The 20,572-nt window shown below is 51.7% G+C and carries 17 protein-coding genes; 2 read left to right on the top strand and 15 right to left on the bottom strand.

Features of this window, described 5'->3' with window-relative positions; genetic code table 11:
• Positions 1-36 precede the first annotated feature (36 nt).
• The 7 genes from CGZ75_RS16680 to CGZ75_RS16650 form a co-directional block, all read right to left on the bottom strand.
• Complete coding sequence (locus CGZ75_RS16680; RefSeq protein WP_089525384.1) at positions 37-906, bottom strand: NAD(P)-dependent oxidoreductase; 870 nt, start codon at positions 904-906, stop codon at positions 37-39.
• Positions 893-2,686, bottom strand: a complete 1,794-nt coding sequence (locus CGZ75_RS16675) for a hypothetical protein (RefSeq protein WP_089525383.1) — start codon at positions 2,684-2,686, stop codon at positions 893-895. The genes CGZ75_RS16680 and CGZ75_RS16675 overlap by 14 nt, the downstream gene beginning before the upstream one ends.
• Before the next feature lie 78 nt (positions 2,687-2,764).
• Entirely contained in the window at positions 2,765-4,561 is a 1,797-nt protein-coding gene (locus CGZ75_RS16670) for a hypothetical protein (protein WP_089525382.1), read from the bottom strand.
• Between the two features lie 33 nt (positions 4,562-4,594).
• Complete coding sequence (locus tag CGZ75_RS16665; RefSeq protein WP_425436518.1) at positions 4,595-5,434, bottom strand: carbohydrate ABC transporter permease; 840 nt, start codon at positions 5,432-5,434, stop codon at positions 4,595-4,597.
• A complete protein-coding gene (locus tag CGZ75_RS16660) occupies positions 5,434-6,324 on the bottom strand; it encodes a carbohydrate ABC transporter permease (protein ID WP_245850885.1) in 891 nt (296 codons plus the stop codon). The genes CGZ75_RS16665 and CGZ75_RS16660 overlap by 1 nt, the downstream gene beginning before the upstream one ends.
• A gap of 18 nt (positions 6,325-6,342) precedes the next feature.
• Positions 6,343-7,662, bottom strand: a complete 1,320-nt coding sequence (locus CGZ75_RS16655; RefSeq protein WP_176444888.1) for an ABC transporter substrate-binding protein — start codon at positions 7,660-7,662, stop codon at positions 6,343-6,345.
• Positions 7,663-7,756: 94 nt separating this feature from the next.
• On the bottom strand, positions 7,757-9,058 hold the full coding sequence (locus tag CGZ75_RS16650) for an alpha-amylase family protein (RefSeq protein WP_089525380.1): 1,302 nt from the start codon (positions 9,056-9,058) through the stop codon (positions 7,757-7,759).
• 262 nt (positions 9,059-9,320) lie between these two features.
• Here CGZ75_RS16650 and CGZ75_RS16645 point away from each other — a divergent pair, with 262 nt between their 5' ends.
• Positions 9,321-10,346: a LacI family DNA-binding transcriptional regulator gene (locus tag CGZ75_RS16645; RefSeq protein WP_089525379.1), complete on the top strand. Its 1,026-nt coding sequence runs from the start codon at positions 9,321-9,323 to the stop codon at positions 10,344-10,346.
• A 425-nt stretch (positions 10,347-10,771) separates the two neighbouring features.
• Here CGZ75_RS16645 and CGZ75_RS16640 read toward each other — a convergent pair whose 3' ends face one another.
• The 4 genes from CGZ75_RS16640 to CGZ75_RS16625 form a co-directional block, all read right to left on the bottom strand.
• Complete coding sequence (locus CGZ75_RS16640) at positions 10,772-11,053, bottom strand: RNA-binding S4 domain-containing protein (RefSeq protein ID WP_089525378.1); 282 nt, start codon at positions 11,051-11,053, stop codon at positions 10,772-10,774.
• Positions 11,054-11,326: an HU family DNA-binding protein gene (locus CGZ75_RS16635; protein ID WP_028598247.1), complete on the bottom strand. Its 273-nt coding sequence runs from the start codon at positions 11,324-11,326 to the stop codon at positions 11,054-11,056.
• A 452-nt stretch (positions 11,327-11,778) separates the two neighbouring features.
• Entirely contained in the window at positions 11,779-13,419 is a 1,641-nt protein-coding gene (gene yabN, locus CGZ75_RS16630) for a bifunctional methyltransferase/pyrophosphohydrolase YabN (RefSeq protein ID WP_089525377.1), read from the bottom strand.
• Positions 13,420-13,719: 300 nt separating this feature from the next.
• A complete protein-coding gene (locus CGZ75_RS16625) occupies positions 13,720-15,588 on the bottom strand; it encodes an oligosaccharide flippase family protein (RefSeq protein WP_176444887.1) in 1,869 nt (622 codons plus the stop codon).
• A 219-nt stretch (positions 15,589-15,807) separates the two neighbouring features.
• Here CGZ75_RS16625 and CGZ75_RS16620 point away from each other — a divergent pair, with 219 nt between their 5' ends.
• Positions 15,808-16,860 carry a DUF4397 domain-containing protein gene (locus CGZ75_RS16620; RefSeq protein ID WP_089525375.1) on the top strand — a complete coding sequence of 351 codons (1,053 nt, stop codon included), beginning with the start codon at positions 15,808-15,810 and terminating at the stop codon, positions 16,858-16,860.
• 205 nt (positions 16,861-17,065) lie between these two features.
• Here CGZ75_RS16620 and spoVT read toward each other — a convergent pair whose 3' ends face one another.
• The 4 genes from spoVT to urtC all read right to left on the bottom strand — a co-directional run bounded on the left by spoVT (position 17,066) and on the right by urtC (position 20,567).
• Positions 17,066-17,608: a stage V sporulation protein T gene (spoVT, locus tag CGZ75_RS16615; protein ID WP_089525928.1), complete on the bottom strand. Its 543-nt coding sequence runs from the start codon at positions 17,606-17,608 to the stop codon at positions 17,066-17,068.
• Positions 17,609-17,900: 292 nt separating this feature from the next.
• On the bottom strand, positions 17,901-18,737 hold the full coding sequence (locus tag CGZ75_RS16610) for an ATP-binding cassette domain-containing protein (RefSeq protein WP_089525374.1): 837 nt from the start codon (positions 18,735-18,737) through the stop codon (positions 17,901-17,903).
• Entirely contained in the window at positions 18,731-19,492 is a 762-nt protein-coding gene (gene urtD / locus CGZ75_RS16605) for an urea ABC transporter ATP-binding protein UrtD (protein WP_089525373.1), read from the bottom strand. The genes CGZ75_RS16610 and urtD overlap by 7 nt, the downstream gene beginning before the upstream one ends.
• The gene (urtC, locus tag CGZ75_RS16600; protein ID WP_089525372.1) at positions 19,464-20,567 is read right to left on the bottom strand and encodes an urea ABC transporter permease subunit UrtC; all 1,104 of its coding nucleotides are present in this window, start codon (positions 20,565-20,567) and stop codon (positions 19,464-19,466) included. The genes urtD and urtC overlap by 29 nt, the downstream gene beginning before the upstream one ends.
• Positions 20,568-20,572 lie beyond the last annotated feature (5 nt).

Raw genomic sequence — 20,572 nt, 5'->3', positions numbered from 1 at the left:
TGGTAACCTCCCTAGCTGCCCCAGCTGGATGCGCAATTAAGAGTAAATTTTGTATAATACCTGCGTTCCGCTGTCCCCTTCACCGAGCTCTACAAGTTGGTCGTAGAGGGATTTAGCCAGCTTCAGACCATGCGTTTCCATTCCCATTTCGGCAGCAGACTGTAGGGCGATTCCCATATCCTTAATGAAATGTTTCACAAAAAAGCCAGGGTCAAAGTTACCCGCGATAATTCTTGGTCCTAAATTGCTGAGCGACCAGCTGCCAGCAGCACCGGATTCGATACTTTTTAATACGGTCGTGGGATCAAGTCCGGCCTTCTTCGCATAAATCAGTGCTTCACAAACCCCGATCATGTTGGAAGCGATCGCGATTTGATTGCACATCTTCGTATGCTGTCCCGCTCCCGCCGCTCCTTGATACACGATGTTCGTGCCAAGCGCTTCGAAAATCGGCATCACAGCTGCAAAAACTTCCTGCTCGCCGCCAACCATAATGGACAGCTTTGCTTCGCGAGCCCCAACATCGCCGCCGGATACCGGGGCATCCAGACAGTGGCATTGCTTAACTTTCGCTTCCTGTTCCAATCGTTTAGCCAGGCTGGGGCTAGATGTGGTCATATCGATAAAATACGTGCCCGCTTTGGCACTCCCAATAACTCCATGTTCCCCTAAATAAATCTCTTCCACATCGGCTGGGTAGCCTACCATCGTAATGACGGCGTCAACCTCGCTTGCCAACTGCGCCGGTGTGTCATGCCACACGGCTCCGGCCTCGAGCAGTTCATCCGCCTTGGATTTGGTGCGGCTGTATACATGCAGCTTATATCCCGCTTTAATCAAGTTTTTAACCATGCTTTTACCCATGACACCCGTACCGATAAAACCAATATTCTCAATTAAATTCATCACCCGTTGCTCCTTTCATTTTAAAAGCGATCTGAACAGCGCCATCTGGCGGCAACGAAAATATCCGTGAGCTGTTATCTACAATTCGAAGCTGCGTTTGCGGATCGGATTCCAGAGTGAAGATCTCTTCCACATCTACTGGAAGATGAACCTGAGCCGTTTCGTAGTATAGATTCGCTGCATTTTCTAGGCTGAACACGAAGGTCCCCTCTTTCGCTTCAAAACCGACCATTCGTCCCTTGGAAATATGAACGCCGCAAAGCCCCTTGATCAGGCGAACGCCAACCGCCCATGGATAAATCTCTCCCTTAAACCGTATACGATTGCTCAAAATAACAAAAGTACGATCCTCCAACTGTGGCTCTCGCAGCAAAATATCGGGGTCTAATGCTACCAGATATCCGGTAGCACCCAGGAAAGGACGTATATTCCTTTCCTCAACTGCGGAATGGACACAAATACCCTCGTTAAGCAGCTTTGAAAAGCTGTGGCCATATTGCTTGTTCTCCGAGGTATGCTGCCCAGTTCCCTTATCATTCCATAGGAGGGTTAAGCCGACCGGCCGCTCGAATTGTTTCACAAGGTGGAACGCTCTGTTCCATATGCTCGTTAACCAGTCCCACTGAGCGGTACTAATATCATTGCCCCAAATGACCGCTAAACCATCGATGGCTCGCTCAAAGCGACCCGTCTCTCCACTTCCGTACATCGTCCATAAATAAGCGAAGGCCTCCCTCTCCATCACATGTGGCAGATCTAATACGGCATTCCAGAACTCAGGCTGATTAACGGTTGAAACTGCCCAATAGTATTGGAGCCGGGGTTCGTAGGCTTTATGCGATAGAAACGTATAGATTGAATTCTCTTCCCATACATAATCGCCTTCCCGATGTTTACGTATTTTGTTGGCCTCGCCCGCACGGACGAGTACTCCTTCCAGACCCTTCTCATATAAAACCCGGTAGTCGATGCCGAACGCAGTAATGGATTCCTCCGGGTTCCGGCTCCATGCATCTATGCCGATGAGCGCCTTACCTAGGGGCTTCAGCTTGGAGGAAAGCTTGCCGAAATGCTCCCCCCATCGGTAGACATAGAATTGAACCCATTCGGCAAAATAATGCTCGGTTATATAATTTGCCCGCTCATCGTAGTCGTCCAAATGAGGGAGAACCACTTCGCTATACTGTTGGAACTGCCTCACCATATCCAAGCTAAAATCGGAATCCTCTAAGGTTTCACGAGGGCCTCTTAATCCCATCATGCCGTCACCTGCAACGTAGCCCTCGAAGCCGTAATCCTCGATGACCGTCATTAAATCAGCAATAAATCGATCCTCATACAACGATCCATCCGAGCCGTGTTTCAACGGATTAATGCAGTTTCCCCACATTTTTTGATTCCCTCGTTTGGTCTGATAGATCTCGGTATCTATTTCATCAACTCTGGCACTTTGCCATACATCGCTGCTGGTGAACGATAAAATGCCGAGAAGCGGCCGAATGCCTGCATTTTTCACCGCATTGACGAGGTTAAACAAATCCTTGCGGGTCCATGGAAAAGGCGTAGGCGTCCCACGCTGGCCGGCATTCATTTTATTGATTGGGGTATCGTCAATTTCAGTGTGAGTATGCAAAAAATCAACAAAAAAGTTCAGGAAAATTAAGGTGTCGGGCTTAAATCCGAGCTTGTTCATATAAGCCTGCACGCCGCTATCCGGGGCGCCGGGATGGAATGGACGAAGATCAATGGAAATTAAAGTTGGAAATGCTAACGAGTCCAAACGATTCATCCCCTTATGGAAGAAAAGAACGAATGCCGCCTCATCGGAGCCTTCATTCCTTCTACTCTCAAGAATTGATTAGATCAGCTTGGAGCGGTGGACGATAACTTGAGTTGAGGCATCTGGAGCAACCGATATTTGCGTCACATTGCCTTCCGTCGATTCCGGAATGGCGAACCATTCCCTTGGCGGGAGCACCTTCACATCATCAATATGGAACGGCACCGATAACTTAACTTGTTCATAAAATAAGTTCTCCTGATTTTCCAGGCTAAGCACTAATGCCCCTGCCCTATTTTGGAATCCGAGCACCCGTCCGCGGGAGGTTCTTATGCCGCTTGTATGCTTCATAAGCTCAATCCCCTCCTGCCAGCTATAGCGGACACCCTTGAATTGGATATAGTCCTCGAGGATAAGAAATACACGATGGGCAAGGGATGGAAGACGCTGCAGCAGTGTTTGATCAAAGGTCAGCAAGTGTTGCTCTGGATAAGCACTCCCCCAGCCCTGTTCACCTTCACCATGCAGCTCATCCGCATGAACGCTGGACTGAATGCACAAACCGAGATTCAATAGCTTGGCAAAACGTTGTCCGTATCGTTTGTTTTCCGCGTTCAACTCCTTGATGCCAAGCTCACTCCACAGCAAGGTCAACCCAGCAGGAGACTGGAACTCAGCGATTTGGGAATAGGCCATCGACCAGCGCTGCACAAGCCATCTCCACTGCTCCTCGGTCAGATCATTGCCCCAAATGACGCAAATGCCGTCAATTGCCCTGGAGAATTCCCCATTCCGCCAGTTCATGCTCCATAGGTATCCGTATGTCTCCCTCTCCAATACATGGGGAAGATCCAATACGGAGTTCCAGAACTCAGGCAAATTAATCGTCGCTTCGGCCCAATAATAACGAATTCCCGGCTCGTAAGCTTTATGTGTCAGGAAGCCGTATACGGAGTTTTCTTCCTTCACATACTCGCCTTCACGATGTTTACGCCACTTATTCGTTTCACGAGCTTGTACAAAAACAGCTTCTAATCCCCTTTGATGCAGAACGCGGTAATCAATGCCGAACGCCGTGATCAGTTCTTCCGGGTTTCTGCTCCAAGCATCAATTGCCATAAGAGACTTGCCATTCGGCTTCAGCAGGCCAGTCAATTTCTCTACATGCTGTCCCCAACGATGGACGTAAAATTGCACCCATTCGGCAAAATAATTTTCCACAATATAATCGGCCCGAGCATCGTAATCCTCGAATTCAGGAAGTTTCATTTCATGGAAGCTGGCAAATTGATCGGTCATATCTTCACTAAAGTCTGTATCCAACAGCGTTTCATGAGGACCTCTGAGACCAAGCATGCCGTCCCCGGCCACATAACCATCAAATTGGAAATCCTGAAGTACTTTCAGCAAATCTCTTGCAAAAATATCTTCGTAATACGATCCGTCTGTAAAACGTTTCAGAGGATTAATCGCACTTCCCCAAACACGCTGGTTGCCGCGTTTTGTTTGCAGAATCTCGTTGAACTCCCAGTCGATATTGACGCCCTTCCATATATCGCTGCTCGTGCTCGACAACAGCCCCAGAAACGAGCGTACACCGGCATCCTTCAAGCAAGCAATCAATCCGGCCAGATCTCTTTTGGTCCAGGCATGTGGAGCTGGAGTTCCCCTTTGACCAATCGTCATCCGGCTAAAAGCAGTCTCATCAACCTCTTCATGTCGATGAACAAAGTCGACAAAGAAATTCAGAAACACTAAGATGTCAGGTTTGAATGCTAACTTATCCATGTAATCTCCAACACCGAAATCCAGCTTCGAAGGATTAAACGGACGTAAATCCACACAGATGATCGTTTCATAAGGCAATTGTTTCATTAAGCGGTTTCTCTCCTCTGTACTTGTTATTGCCTAGCCTTTAATGCCTGAGGTAGCGATGCCGGCAATAATATATTTTTGGGCGAAAATGTATAACGCGATGATCGGAAGCTCGGCAATTACGGTACCTGCCATAAGCAGATTCCACTGGGTCCCAAACTCCCCTTGGAAGGTCCGTAATCCCACTTGAATCGTTTGCAAATCAACATTGTTCGTAACGATTAAAGGCCAGAGGAAGGAATTCCATTCTCCGAGGAAAGTAAAGATCCCCAGCGTAACGAGAGCAGGCTTCGCGAGTGGAAGTACGACAGACCAGAAGGTTCTTGCGCGGCTGCATCCATCAATGGTTGCCGCCTCCTCAAGCTCCCTCGGAATCGTCAGGAAAAACTGACGGAGCATGAATACTCCAAAAGCCGAGAAAAATTTAGGGATGGTTAACGCATAGTAGGAGTCGATCCATCCGAAATATTTCATCATAATAAAGTTCGGTATCATCGTAACCTGGTCCGGGACCATCATCGTGGCTAGGTAACAGAAAAATAAGGCGTCACGGCCTCTAAACTCCAAACGAGCAAAGGCATAGGCGGCCATGGCGCAAATCATCAACGTCACGACCGTTACGATAAAGGAAACAAACACCGTATTGCCCATGAATTTGGCCATCGGGATGACACGAAACACTTCCAGATAGTTCTCAAAGTGAAACTCGGTGGGAATCCAGCGAATCGGAATCTCGTTCACTTGCTCCAACGTTTTGAAGGAGCTGGAAATCATCCATAGAAACGGGAGTATCATGATCCATAAACCGGAGAACAAAATGAGGTAAGACAGCCCTTTGATCCAGTTGGAACTAACCGATTTACCCATTTGAATCATAGAGCTCCCCTCCTTTTGCCGATCTTGGACTGAATAGCTGTAAAGAATAAAACGATGAAGAACAGAACCCACGCTGAAGCGGATGCGTAACCCATCTTAAAGAAAACAAACGCATTCTGGTAAATATAAAAGACGATTGTATTCGTTGATATTCCTGGCCCGCCCTCGGTCATAACCAGCGCCTGTCCAAACACCTGGAAGGAGCCAATGATCGAAATAATGGTGATGAAAAAGGTGGTTGGCCGTAGGAGAGGCAGCGTAATATGCCAGAACAGTTGCCGCTTGTTTGCTCCGTCAATTTCCCCGGCTTCGTATAAATCCTTAGGAATGTCCTGTAGCCCAGCCAAGAAAATAACCATGTTGTACCCGAGATTTTTCCATATGGCGACAATGATAATGGACGGCATTGCCCACGCCGTACTTGTAATCCATTTCGGCGGATTGCTGATGCCGATCATTCTCAGAAAGTCGTTTATGATCCCAAAGTCAGGATTGAAAATCCATTTCCAGACGAGCGACGCAGCGACAATTGAGGAAATAACGGGCAGGAAATATCCTGCCCTCAAAAATGCGATCGCTTTCAATTTCTGATTCAAGAGAACTGCGATAAATAGGGCGATTATAATGCTAAGCGGTACGGACCCGAGCACGAAGTACAAGGTGTTCCATAACACTTTCATGAAAATGGGATCGCTGCGGAATAACGTATCGTAATTTTCAAAACCGACAAACTTAGGCGTATTTAATAGGTTCCAATCGTAAAAGGATAATACCAAAGCTACAAGGATTGGAATTCCCGTGAAAATGGCAAATCCGATGAAACTCGGCAGTATAAACCACACTGCTACGGGCAAGTCCTTATTTGAACCTTTCAGAAGAACCACCACCTGTCTATCCTCATCTGCTTATTTCAATAAAGGGGTTGCTTCATCCATGATTTTTTTGGTTGCTTCATCAAGGCTCATGGAATTAATAAAGTACAAATCGAGGTATTTCTTGGCTACGGCTTCGATTTGAGTCCAATTTTTATGGCTAGGAAGCAGCTTGCCGTATTCTTGGTAACCTTTTATAGCGACGTTGCGGTCAATCGGGAATTTATCTGCGGGTAAAAACTTCGACTCATCCTGCAACAGCTGCTCTCTGACAGGGGCTGAGAAGCCGTCTTTAGCCAAAATCTCTTGGCCTTCATTGCCGTTTACATATTTGATAAATTCCCAAGCGGCCTCTTTATTTTTGCTTCCTTCTGGAATAGCTAAGCCGGTAGCGCCAATTCGGCCAAACCGATTTTCCGGACCTTTAGGCAGGTAAGCAATTCCCCAGTTCAAATCTTTGGCACCGGTAAATCGAACGATATTCCCCATCGAATCCTGATACATCGCTAGCTGCCCGGAGGAGAACAGATCAACCGGCTTTTGGATGGAAGTAATACTTGGATCTGGCGCAATTTTATCCTTGTACATCAAGTCGTACATGAATTGCAGACCCTGCTTCGTCTTTGGAGAGTCGAATAGTAGGGCAGATTTATCTTCATTGAAATAGTCGCCGCCCGCTTGCCACATGTAGTTAATATGCTGTGCAGTTGCTTTGGCATCGAAGGCGATAGCCCATGTCCGTTCGTTAACATTGGCTGAATTATTCGATAGTTTTTTGCCTTCTGCCACTAACGTCTCCCACGTCCAGCTTTCATCGGGATATTTAACACCGGCTTTATCAAATAGCGTTTTGTTGTAGTACGTATACCAACCGCCGGCATTACGCGGAAGCGCATATTGTTTACCTTCATATTTCATGCCTTCCATTAGATCGCCCAAGTTTTCTCCCAGCTTGGCTCCATCCCAATCCCGCTTGATCCACTCCGTCAAATCAACCAATACATCCCTGGAGGCAAAGGCATAAACGTCATTATGGACAAAGTTGATGACGTCAGGAGCTGTTCCCGAAGCCATTGTCGTTTGTACCTTTTGCAAATATTGATCAAATGCTGGAACATGGATAGCTTTCACCGTTACGCCTGTGTTCTTTTTATTAAAGTTGTCGACAAGCCGTTCGTGGGTTGCTTTTGTAGCCGCGTCACCCCAGAAGGTGTATTGAATGGTAACCGCTTTTTTCTGTTTGTCGCTGTTACCCGTTCCAGCACTAGGCTCTTCAGAACTGCTGCATGCAATAAGAGTAGACAGCAGAATTACGGATGAGAAAACGCTTGCAAAACGATTTAAACTCTTCAATACAATGACCCCCTCATTATTTTCCTTTAAATACAACCGGTTGTATTGCGATTATACCTAAGCTGTTTTTTATTAGCAATACCTTTTTATTTCTCTAGGTTTCCGCATGTTTCCCTTGCTGCATGAGGATTTCCCCTTCGATCATCCCCTCTTTTACAGCTTGCAGCCGTGCAAAAGTAGCCCCGTCGTAATGCCCTAACGAGATACCGTCAATCCCTAGTTTTCCTAGCATTTTTAAGCTTTCCCGCACAATTTCCTCGTTAGCATTCATGCGAATTCCGACACCTGCAAGGAGATCCTTTTCATATCCGATTGCTCTGCGTATTTTTAATATCTTTTGGCGTTTTAATTCCAACCGTTTCAGGTCGCCGGATTGCTCCGAGTAATCGGATTCCCGTACCGAATCGACATAATCACGAATGCTTGCAAAGTTCATTCCGCCTAATTCGGGATACCTGATATACGTGTTGTAACGGAACTCGACTTTAGGATTAGCCCTCTTGATTGATCCATAGATGTCCTTAAATAGCTCCGTGATGGACTTTGTTCTGAACTCCAGCCACTGATAGAACGATGGATATTCCAACAACAGACCGGTTGCCAGTAAATTGCCCTGATCCAACAGGCTCAAAGTCATCATGTCCATAAGTTCGCGTTCCGTAGCGATATCATACAATTCAGTCATGTCATGTTTAATCTGGTCCCAGTTATAACCCATTGCTTTAGCTTTATGGGCGCAGCTTTGGCAAAAGCAGCCTCCATGAAGAACGCCGAGTACATTCGCTATTTCGCGGTCGTAATCGTTCTGGAGCGGTCTTCCTTCATAAAACATGACCAGGCAGCTCTGGATATAATCGATATCGTTATTTAAAGCGGTGTCATAAAACAGCGCCTTAATATACTCTCTTACATAGTCATGATTCGGACATAGGACGCGTTGATCGATAATCTTTTCGCCGCCGACGGGTTCGCCATAAACGTTCCTCTGCAGGATCTCCGGATAATCACGTTCAGCAATATCAGCGTCATAGATCGTGTGCGAAATTTCGACTCCGACTTTCAGCTCTTTTTTACGCGCGTAAGTCACCAGTTCATTCAGCCAGTTTTTCTGCTTAAGAAATTCCTCGTTGCTGTAAAGCGGCTTCAGTGGGGTATTGGCAAAGTTAGCCTCATCCATTTGGTAATAAACCCGGCTGTCTTCCGGAATATAAAATTTTCTTTTTGGATTATGAGGATAATAAAGCTGATCCAAGGGGCGCTTTTCCTTATGCATGAGGCCTACTAAATACACACTGTTCACATCGCAGAGCCGAACCACATTATCAATACAGGTCTCCACGCCTTCGTCTGCAAGATCCCACGGATAAAAACTCGCAGCAATCTCCTTGATGTACAAAGAAATCCCTCCTTGAAGCAATGTAATACAATCGGTTGTATTACTGCTATTATGCATGGTAATGTTATCTGTGGCAATACAATTTTCATGTGGTAGGGGTAAGGGGGCTCCATGCCGGTTGGATCATTTAACGGTGCCTTGACACTTGCTTAGTTTTAAAAGCAAACTATATATGTTGAACTAGAGAAACAAACAGGAAGCGGAACGAACCGTTTATTTTATATATATACTCCGGTTAATCATTTGGAAGGCAGGAATATCGATGAAGAAAAAGACGATTACCATTGCGGATATTGCTCGCTTGGCGGAGGTTGATAAGTCTACGGTTTCCCGCGCTATAAACGGCTCGGACAAGGTTAAGCCTGAAACCAAGCTTAAAATACAAAAGATCGTTGAGCAGTACAATTTCCGTCCGAATGTGGCGGCCAAAGCGTTAGCTAAAGGGCCAATTAAAAACATTGCTATTATCGTTCCTGATCGGAATATTAGCCGCGCTTTGATCAGCCCTGTTTTTCCGCAGGTCGTGTATGGGATCGGAAACGTGGCGGCCAAGCATGATTACAACGTCACCATCGTTACGACGGCCAAACTGGACGATAATGAATACCTGAAAATCATAAATAATCATCAAGCAGATGGATTTATTATTATGGGTGTTGGATTGAACGACAGCTTCCCCTATCTATTTGAAAAAGAAAATATCCCGTACATCATCATTGGTAAATTTCCTGATCCCAAAATTGAGAACTCTGTTTCCACCAATGAGCGAATCGGCGGTTATATAGCGGCTAAACATTTATTAGAGCAGGGCCATCGGGATCTGTTGATTTTCGCTGGTAATGAGCAGTGGTTCCATAACACGCTCAGAGTGAACGGCGTTAGGGCTGCGTTTGAAGAGATTGGACTGGAATTTCCCGATGACAATATCCTCATGAATCAAACAACGCCTCAGAAGGGATACGATACGTTCACTGGACTAATCCGCCAAGGCCGGAATCTCCCCGACGCTATCTTTTGTTTTAGTGATACGACAGCTCTGGCTGTAACTTCTGCGGCATCCGACTTAGGTATCTCTATCCCGAATGACCTTTCCATCATCGGCTTTGGCAATCATTTCTTTTCCGATTTCATCCGCCCCAAACTTACGACAGTAGAAGAAGAGCTTGATCGAATTGGCGAAATTGCCATGGAGCAATTGGTTCAAATTATTAATAGCGAAGAGAGAAAAATAGCAAATATCCAGCTGACGCCTAAACTCGTTGTTCGAGATAGTACGCGGAGTAGGTAGGACAGGGAGTAGAGGTACGTTTTAGAGTAAGTGCAGACAGTAAATTCCGGCGCGGTTGGGCCACACATATTGGCAGCCAACCACACGACGCTAGGTGGATTTAGTCGTTGGACGGTAGCCGCATGCACAGGCTCGATGTAGATGACGAACTATTTCGCCCTCAACTCCCAGAATTAGGGGAACAGCCCGTTCGCCGAAAAAAGTCGATATTAATGGGGAATATCACGTCTCAGTTCCGTTACAATCTCAATTACATCCATTCCGACCAAATAGCGCTTCTGAGTTCCGTTAGGGTATCTCCGTTCCCTCCTTCGCTCGAAATTCAGCCGTACTGTGGATGCAACCAGAATATAAAAGACAAAAAAGCAAGATCCACAGAGGGACCTTGCTTGTTTTGTAGGATACAGCAGAACTTTGATTGTCGGCTAAAAGCCGAGCCCATTGTCCTCGCGTTCCCGTGATTCTTCCTTGACCAGCGTATAAAGCGTTGCCGCTTCATCCTTGCGAGTGGTCTCTGCCGTGCGCTCGATACGCACGGTGACGTACTTCAACCCGTATTGGATACGCAGCTCGTCACCGGCTTTGACGGAGCTGCTCGGCTTGGCCTCGCGGCCATTGATCCATACGCGGCCCTGCTCCGACACATCCTTGGCGACAGTGCGCCGCTTGATGAGCCTGGAGACTTTAAGGAACTTGTCGAGCCTCAATTACTTGATGGCTTCTTTCAGCTTGTTGCCGGCTTTGAATGCAGGAACTTTGGATTCCGGAATCGTGATTTCTTGGCCCGTTTGCGGGTTGCGGCCAGTGCGGCCGGAGCGAGTACGGGTTTCGAACGTGCCGAAGCCGATCAGTTGAACTTTGTCGCCGGAAGCCAGTGCTTCCGTTACTTCGCCGAGGAAGCCGTTCAGGACGGATTCTACGTCGCGCTTAGTCAGTCCGCTTTTCGTTGCAATGCTGTTGATAAGGTCGTTCTTGTTCATGGTTGTTTCCTCCCGAAATATAAAGTTCTCAATTGAAGTGCGATCGTTGCTGCCATCGCAGCAGGTACGGACGAAACTAGAGCGGCTTGCCTAATGTCCGGTAAAAGCCGCGGTGCGTTTGCCGCCGCTAGACATTGTGACGCCGTTCTTTTCCTCCCGGTTCTCCGAACTGGTGCGGCAAGCGGCGGAGCTGCCGGGATCTCCGGGAGAAATTTTTCGAGGTTTAGGTATTCGTCCCCTGAGTGAAAAATTCCTGCTACATCTAGAAATTTTTTTGTAGAAAATCGTCGAGAATCGGCGAAAGGTCACAGATAGACTCTCATTGGCGGCCGGTTTGGAAGATTGCTAGACGCGAACGAGATTGAGATTTAGCTGGAAGCGATGCTTTACGGTCATTACTCCAAGCTTGTCCGAATTGGCTTTTCACCCCGTTACAGAAGGCTCTCACCACTCTACAAACCTTGCTTCTTAGCCTCTTCCCACCAACGATCCATCTCTGGTAAATCAGTCTGGTCAAAAGATTTGCCGTTTATACGAAGCTGCTCCTCGACATAGAGAAACCGTCTTCTGAACTTGGCATTGGTACGGGCAAGCGCCTCCTCCGGATCAGCGTCCAGGAAGCGCGCCGCATTGACGACGGCGAACAGCAGATCGCCAAGCTCCCCGGCGCTCGCCTCGGCATCGCCTTCGGCAACCGCCTCGCGCACCTCGCGAAGCTCCTCCTCAACCTTACCCAGTACCGGCTCAAGCTCATCCCAGTCAAAGCCGACCTTGGACGCTTTTTTCTGCAGCTTGAAGGCAGTCATCAGCGCTGGCAGATCCTTCGGAATGCCGTCCAACTGTGAGCTGCGGTTCGCATTTCGGCCTTTGAGAAGCTTTTCCTCGGCCTTCATCCGCTCCCAGTTCACTAGCGCTTCTTCGGAATCCGCTGCTCCAACTGTACCAAACACATGCGGATGACGGAAGATAAGCTTTTCGTTCAGCTCCTGAATGACGTCATAAACGGTGAATGCTCCCGTCTCTTCTTCCATCTGGCTGTGCAGCATCACCTGCAGGATGATGTCGCCGAATTCTTCCTTCATTCCGTCCGGGTCATCCTCATCAATCGCCTCGAGCGCCTCGTAAAGCTCCTCGATGAAGTTTTTGCGGATCGATTGATGAGTCTGCTCGCGATCCCACGGGCAGCCATCCGGACTACGCAGAATGGAGACGATCTCATGCAGACGGTCGAAGCTGCGGACCCTCAAGCTCTCGTCGCTGCTCGCCGGAACATAAACGAGACTGAGATTGCCATAGTTCTGACCGCGGTCCAGTTCGTAGAGCGGCACCGTGATGATGCACTCCTCTCCCGGGACGCCAAGCGCGTGACCGATCGTCACAGGGTGTTCCTCCGGGTAGCGCTCCATCAGCGTCAACTTCACATCGGAAGCGGTAAAATCGTCGTAAACCTGTCCGATGAGCGTATGCAACTGCGGTTGCAGCAAATGCGGCTGCAGGCTAGAGGCATCTAGCAGTTGGAAACCTTCGATTGGATCAAAGCCAAGCCGCGTGAAGGCGATATCCAGGAAGCTTTCGCCCCCCAGCACCTGCAGCTGAACGCCCTCAGCCGGACAACGCTCGCGTAGCAGCTGTACGGTGCGCTCTGCCACCATTGGGTGTCCGGGGACAGCATACAGGATGCTGACGGCGGACGCCGCGGGACTACTGGTGGATGCTGACACAACACCAGAGGGACTGCCAGCGGTGGATGCCGCTTCAGCCGTTGTGGGAATACCAGCGGTAGACGCTGCTCCGGCAGCTTTTGCCAGCGTAAGCAACTCCTCAACAATCGCCTCATACACCTGCGGGAACGAGTCCGCTTCCTCGTAGAAGCGGTCAAAGGAATGGATCGGCACTCCAATTCCGCGAAGCATGTCCATCATGGGATGTTTCTCCGTGCGGACGTAGATCGTGTCAGCTTCTTGCAATCTACGCCAAATGCCCAACGTAAGCTGGTCCGGATCTCCTGTGCCGAGTCCGGCTATCGTAATGGATGGCGCCGAAACGCCTGCTCCGCCCTCCGGTTGACGGTTGGTACTCGATGCGGCTGTCATGACGCTGACTGCGCCTCCTTCTTGTAGCGGATGCGGCCTTCCCGTCCCACTGGAGCCGATGCCCGGCAGCTGGACGGAGTTGCATGTTTCTTGCTGACGACAAGCCTGAAACGGCTGGAAAACAAGAAATCATGGGAAGCTATGCCGATAGCCTCCCCTAGACTTTACTTGGCTTGAGCCCAGGAATCAAGCTGGGCCACGGATTAATGGAATAATAAGTCATAGTATTCCTATTTCATGCAGACTGTCGCTATTCTGAGCAAAAAATAAGGCCATTAGGCCGAAATTCGACCCGAAGATTCAATCCTGGCGGCGCGGCAACAGCCGCCAGCGAGCAAGGCGCGCCGCGAGCGCTTCGCCGCCGGGCAAGCGGCGCAGCTCCGCCGCGGCGACGGCTCCGAGCCGCAGCAGCGCGGCGCCGTACACGGCGGCGCCGAGCGCGACGCCGGCGAGCACCTGCGCGGCGGCGGCCAGGCGCGGCGGCAGCGCCGGCGCAGCCAGCACGGCGACGACGCGCATGGCCGCGAGCACGGCGGCGCTCATCGCCGCGAGCGCCAGCGCTGTCGCGGCGAGCTGGCGCAGCCGAGCGCCGGCGGAGCGCGGCGCGGCGGCGGCTAGCGCGCCAGCGAAGCGCGCGGCCGCGAGCGCGCCGAGCAGCGCGGCTAGCGCCGTGGCGGCGATGCCCGCCCAGGCGGCGCCGGCGATGCCAAGCGGCGGCACGAGCGCCGCGTTAAGCGCCGCCTTGGCGAGCGCCGCGAGCAGCAGCAGCGCCGCCGGGATGCGCAGCGCGCCGAGGCCTTGCAGCAGCGGCGCACATACCGCGCTGAGCGCCGCTGCGAGCGCCGTGCTGCCGACGAGCGCTAACGTGCCGGTCGCCTGCGCATCCGTATAAAACATCACATTCAGCGGCTTCGCCAGCAGAATGAGTCCCGCCGCCGCGGCAGCCCCGGCGAGCGCACTCACGCGCAGCGCGAGGCGTGCAGCGTCAGCCGCATCCGCAGGCGCGGCACGCCTCAACCGCACCAGCTGCGGCACAATTGCCCCCGCCGCAGCGCCTGCCACCATTGCTACAAGCTGGATGAGCGGCTGACCGCGACTGTACAGGCCAAAGGCCGTCATCGCCTCAACTTCGCCTAATCCAGCTTGCCGCAGCAGCCTCGGCACTGTAAAAGCATCAATCGCACCAAGCACAGGCGCGACAATCGCGCCGAGCGCTACTGGCAGCGCCAGTACGCCGAGCCGACGCATCTCTTGAGTAAATGGCCTAAACCCTCCACCGGCAAGAGTCTCCGGCACGGACTGCCCGTCCGGCTTTTGGCCCCTGCGAGCCCGCCTCCGAGCAATGCGCAGCAGCCAGCTCCAGCGACTTTCCTGTTCCCGTTCCCGTTCCTGTTCCTGTTCCCGTTCCTGTTCCCGTTCCTGTTCCTGTTCCCGTTCCATATGTATCCGACTTCTCTGCTTCTTTTCCAAGACAGGTACCGATGTGTCCCGCAGCGGCCCGTCCTTGTCGCCTTTCCGCATCAGGATTATCAAGAGCAGAAGTCCCGCCGCGCCGCCAAAAAACGATCCCGACATCGCTCCAGCCGCAAGCTTTTCCTCGTTCCAACCGGCAGACCAGCCGATTCGCAGCAACATGAGCATGGCGGCCACTCTAATGACCTGCTCCGCGAGCTGTGACCAGGCCGTAGGGCGCATGTCGCCGTATCCCTGGGTGTAACCACGAAGCGCCGCCAACGCCGGAGCGAACCACAGAGCAGCGGCGACAGCGCGGATCGAATGGGCCGCAGCCGGATCGCCAATCAAGGCGGCAAAGTGCTCTGCTCCAGCCCATAACAGAGCGAAGCCTGCTACGCCCAGCAGCGACAGCAGTACGATGCCAGCTGCCGCTGCTCGGCGGGCGCCGGTTCGGTCTCCCTTTTCCAACAAGGATGCGGTGCGGATGGACACCGCTAGCGGCAGTCCCGCTGTCGCCAGCACGAGAATGAGCTGGTAGAACGGATAAACCGCGTTGTATATCCCGAATACGCGATCGCCTGCTACATTTTGCAGCGGAATCTTCTGCAGCGTTCCAATCAGCTTGGACAAAAGCGCCGCTCCAGCAAGTACAACCGCCCCGCCCAGCACTCCTTTTCCACCGTTATCCTTCCCGTTCCTCGCTTGTTGTCCCATATTCCCTTTCCTCTCGCCTATCCTTTCCCCATTATAGCGGATTCGGTAGCGATCTTGCCCTATCCATATTCCAGCTCCTCTTTCGTTTCCATTGAAATGAGCCATACCTGGCGAGCATCTAGTCTCGCTTCCGTTCGTATGGGCCATGCCCGTCGCGCATATGCTGGAGTAACGACTTTTTTCAGCTGTTTCCGGCAGGAATCAGCAAGGAGGTAGGGTATGGACCGACATCCCGTTTGGACCGAATGGCAAAAAGCCAGCCAGTACAGCATGCTGGCCGGATATTATCGCGAGTTAGACCCGGTCATCAGCTTGTCGTATGCAACTTTGCATCAAGAAGCTATGCAACGGCTCGCTGTATTGGTACACATGTACGGCTATCCGCCGGAATATCCCTCTTCAGTGCCGGCGGCCTATAATGAGTCTGCCTTCCTTGGTAGTTCTTTCTTTCCCACGGCAGACTCCTTCCCCTTGCCAGGGTTAGAGCCAGATTCACAGTGGGTACAATATGGACCTTCTGCTGGCGCTAGCTGGCCTGTTTCCACTGGCCCGCTGACACCATCGTCCTGGCAGCCGATTCAAAGCTATGACTTTTTCCCTGTCGCTTCTACTGGTTCTGGGGCCTCCTTCCAACCTTTGCTCGGACGCGACAAGGATAAAGCTGAAGCAAACAACTCTGAAGCAGCCAGCGCTTTTATCAGGCTGTTGCACGCCGCTCCCGGGCAGCCTGAGCTGGAACTTCGATTGGAAGGTGCGTATGACTCACTAACAGCCGCTTTCCTGAAAGCTTCGCCCTACGTTCAGGCGCATCAAGGCGTGCACCGGGTCCAGTTGTTCCCGGAGGATTCCGTTCTTGCCGAAGCTGCGAAGACCGATGCAGAAACTGCCTTTGAACTCAATCTAGAAGCCGGGATTCGCTATACAGTGGCTGTTACCGCAGATCCGCAGGACGGAGGACTGCAATTGCTGCTTTTTGCCGATGAGTCGGAAAGTCAGGAGGACCGCACCAAGGTACGGCTGCTCCATTTGGCTACGGGCGGTCCTGTCGATGTGATGGTCCGCAATGGAGGAACTCTGTTCCGAAATGTGGCCAGTGGCTCCGCTTCGCCATACATTACGCTTTCCCCGGCGCAGCTTTCGCTGGATCTGACAGAAGCCGGCTCATTGCGGCTGCTGCATGCCTGTGAACCGCTGCGGCTTCCCGCCGCAAGCGCTGGTACGCTGCTGTACGGCGGAACGCCACCTAAGCTTCATCTGATTCTAGACAGCTGAGTCCCACTGGCCCCACGGCTTTGACCTTCCCCTGCTTCACTGCAAGCAGCAATAAAATCGCGCCTCCAGGCTAGGCTGTCCCTTTTCCCTGTTTCCTGCCAGCCGGCTCTGCTGCCCCTTACCCCTCCCCGCCAACGGCAAACAAGCTTCCGCTCTCGATTATCCAACCGAAAAAGGAAGCTTGCCGGGGCAGTGCTTATGCTTATTACTGTTCCATTTGCTTAGCCAAGAAGCCTGCGGCTGTTTCGGCCATTTTCACTTCCATCTGAGCCATCTTCGTTGAATCTTCCTTGCTTGCCAGGACGACCGTGCCAATGGGATCGCCGCCGGAAATAATCGGAGCCGCTACAAAGGACGAGTATGTTTCCGACATGTTTTTGATGATCTCATGCTCACCGCCACCGTTTTCCGTTGCTGTTTTGCGACTTTCCATCGCTTGCTCCAACAACGCGCCGACTGGCTTGTCAATATAGTCCTTCTTGGAAGCACCGGCAATGGCGATTACGGTGTCACGGTCAGTGATTAGCGTAATATGACCGGTGCCTTCACTAAGTGATTCCGCGTATTCCTTAGCGAAGTCACCAAGCTCGCCGATTGGGGAATACTTTTTGAGGATTACTTCACCATCACGGTCCACAAAAATTTCAAGCGGGTCTCCTTCGCGGATGCGAAGCGTACGGCGGATTTCCTTTGGGATGACGACGCGGCCGAGATCATCGATTCGACGCACAATTCCAGTTGCTTTCATAGTCATGTTGCCCCACTTTCCTCGAAGAGTTGTAAGTCGACTGGATGCTCGCTGACACTGATGTATGCGGAGATAGGAGTTGATCTGTCAGGTTGTGACCTTCGAATCTGACCATAGTATTCATCCGCTCCCATTTTCTTATGCACAGTCCCAGCTGTCGCTCCCTCTCTTTGGAAAGCACTTATTCGACCATACAAAAAGCCCGCAGGAATGCTGAAAATTCCCTGTGGGCTTTTATTTTTAAACCTCGATTCCCGGCTTGGAGAGGAGCCATTGGAGAACAATTCCAATCTCATACCGTCAAATACCGACGTACGACATCATCGCCAAGTGCTTCCATGTCGCCTTGCCAAGCGACTGCGCCTTTTTCAAGAATATAGACGTAATCCCCTGTGCTGCGCACGAACTCCAGACTCTGCTCTACGAGCAAAATAGCGGTCCGCCCATCTGACTTGATGGATCGAATAACGTCACGAATGTCGTCGACAATCGACGGCTGAATGCCCTCGCATGGCTCATCCAGGATAAGCAGCTCCGGCTCAGCCGCGAGCACACGGGCAAAGGCCAGCTGTTGCTGCTGGCCGCCGCTCAGATCACCACCCCGCCGATCGTACATTGTCGGCAATACAGGAAAACGCTCAATGGCCGCCTGTGGAATTTCGTCGCTACCGCGCCCTCCGCCTCGTCTATCAGCTGCCTTCGGCGCTTCCTCGCCCTCGCTCCCAACGCCCCGCTTACTGACTGCCTTCGACGCATCCTCGTCTCGCCTGCCCGTCGGCTGCAGTTCACTCGTCGCCCGTCTGCCATCGCGTCCACGCGAAGCCTCCAGCCCAATCAATATATTTTCGCGCACCGTCAGCTGCCCGAAAATTTCCCGGCCCTGGGGCACATAGCCAAGCCCGCTGCGCGCCCGCTCTCCCGGCGCTTTTCGCGTCAGGTCGCGGCCCGCATAACCGACTTTACCGCCCCACGCCTTCAGCACACCCATAATGCTCTTAACGAGCGTGGACTTACCGGTGCCATTACGGCCAAGCAGGCACACAACCTGCCCCGGCCGCACCTCCAGCGTCACACCGCGCAGCACGGGACTCTCGCCATAGCCGGATTCCAGCTTCTCCACGGTCAGCATGTGGCTTCCCTCCTTTTGCCCAAATACACCTCGGCGACGCGCTCATCGGCCTGCACCTGATCCATCGTCCCCTCCATGAGCAATCGGCCTTCATGCATGACCGTTACGATACTGGCAAAATTGCGCACAAACTCCATATCATGCTCCACAACAACAACCGCCCGTTCCTGGGCAATCTCCTGCAGTAATTCGCCCGTTTTGTCGGTCTCGCGATCGGTCATGCCAGCCGCCGGCTCATCAAGCAGCAGCAGCGAAGGCTCTTGCATGAGCATCATGCCGATCTCCAGCCACTGCTTCTCCCCGTGCGAAAGGCCCCCTGCACGCAGCGTCCCCTTGCCACCCAGGCCAATCCCTTCCAGTCGCGTGCGGATGAGCTTCCTCTCTGATGAGAGTATCCGAGTCCGCAGCGTCGCGAGCACGCCGCGCTTTTGCCGCATGGCCAGCTCCAAATTCTCCTCCACCGTCAGCGTTGGAAAAATCGAAGGTGCCTGAAACTTGCGGCCGATACCAAGCTCGGCAATCTGATGTTCCTTGCGCCGGGCGAGATCGATTCCATCCTGGAATACAATTCGTCCGCCGGAAGGTTTAACTTTGCCGCAAACTGCATCGAGCAGTGTCGTTTTGCCCGCACCATTAGGCCCGATCAGGAAGCGCAGCCCCCTTTTTTTCAGCTCCAGATTCATGCCTTGAACCGCTTTAAAGCCGTCGAAAGATACCGTGACATCCTCACACCGCAGAATAACGTGATCGTTCATGCTCTGGAACCCCCTTCCTCCTGCGCCCAAGCAGCCTAAGTCTATGCCATCCGTCCGCCACCAGCCCAACGATTCCGCGCGGCAGGAATACCGTTGTCACAATGAACAACGCACCCATGAAAAACAGCCAAATCTCCGGGTAAGTTTCGCTAAAGACACTTTTCGCCCCGTTCATCAGCAGCGCTCCAAGCGCGGCTCCAATCAGCGTTCCTCTGCCACCTATGGCTACCCAGAGCACCATTTCAATCGATGGCACAATGCCCATCATCGATGGTGAAATGATGCCAACATGCAGCACGAACAGCATACCGGCGATGCCGGAGAAAGCTGCCGAGAGAACGAATACCGCCATCTGGAACTTCGCTGGATTATAGCCAAGGAAGCGTACCCGATTCTCGCCGTCGCGAACTGCGCGCAGCACTTTTCCGAACCGGCTTTTAACAAGAAAACGCGAGAGCAGAAGCACTACCACAAGCACCGCCGCCGTGACGTAGTAGAGAGCAATCTTCATCTCTGGCGCGGCAAGAGAGTATCCGAATAGTTCGCCATACCCGGTAATACCGTTCGTTCCGCCCGTAAAAGCCTGCTGCCCCGTAATGAGCGTCACGCTAATCACGACGAGCGCTTGCGTCAAAATCGTAAAGTAAACCCCGCGAATTCGGTTGCGGAATGTGAAATAACCCAAGAAGAGCGCTACTAGTGAGGGTATAGCAATACCGAGTATTACCGACATTCCAAAGCTCTGAAATAGAGTCCAAAACCACGGAAGCTTTGATAATCCGCTCCATTCCATAAAGTCCGGCAGTTTGCCGCCGCTTGCCTGCAGCTTGAGATGCATGGCCATCGCATAGCCCCCAAGTCCAAAAAATACGCCATGCCCAAGGCTAAGAATGCCGGTATAACCCCATAACAGATCCAGTCCAACCGCAGCGATGGCGAATGCCAGAAACTTTGCCAGTAGATTTAACCGGAAATCGCTTGTGAATAAAGGCGCTGCCGCAAGCAGCGCAGCTGCCAGCAAATACGCCGTAGCCAGCCCGTATCGGGAGGCGCTTGCCCTCTGTAACACCTTCATTTGTT

The sequence above is a fragment of the Paenibacillus herberti genome (assembly GCF_002233675.1).
Taxonomy (GTDB): Bacteria; Bacillota; Bacilli; order Paenibacillales; family Paenibacillaceae; genus Paenibacillus_O; species Paenibacillus_O herberti.
This window is presented reverse-complemented; position numbering and strand designations above follow the sequence as displayed.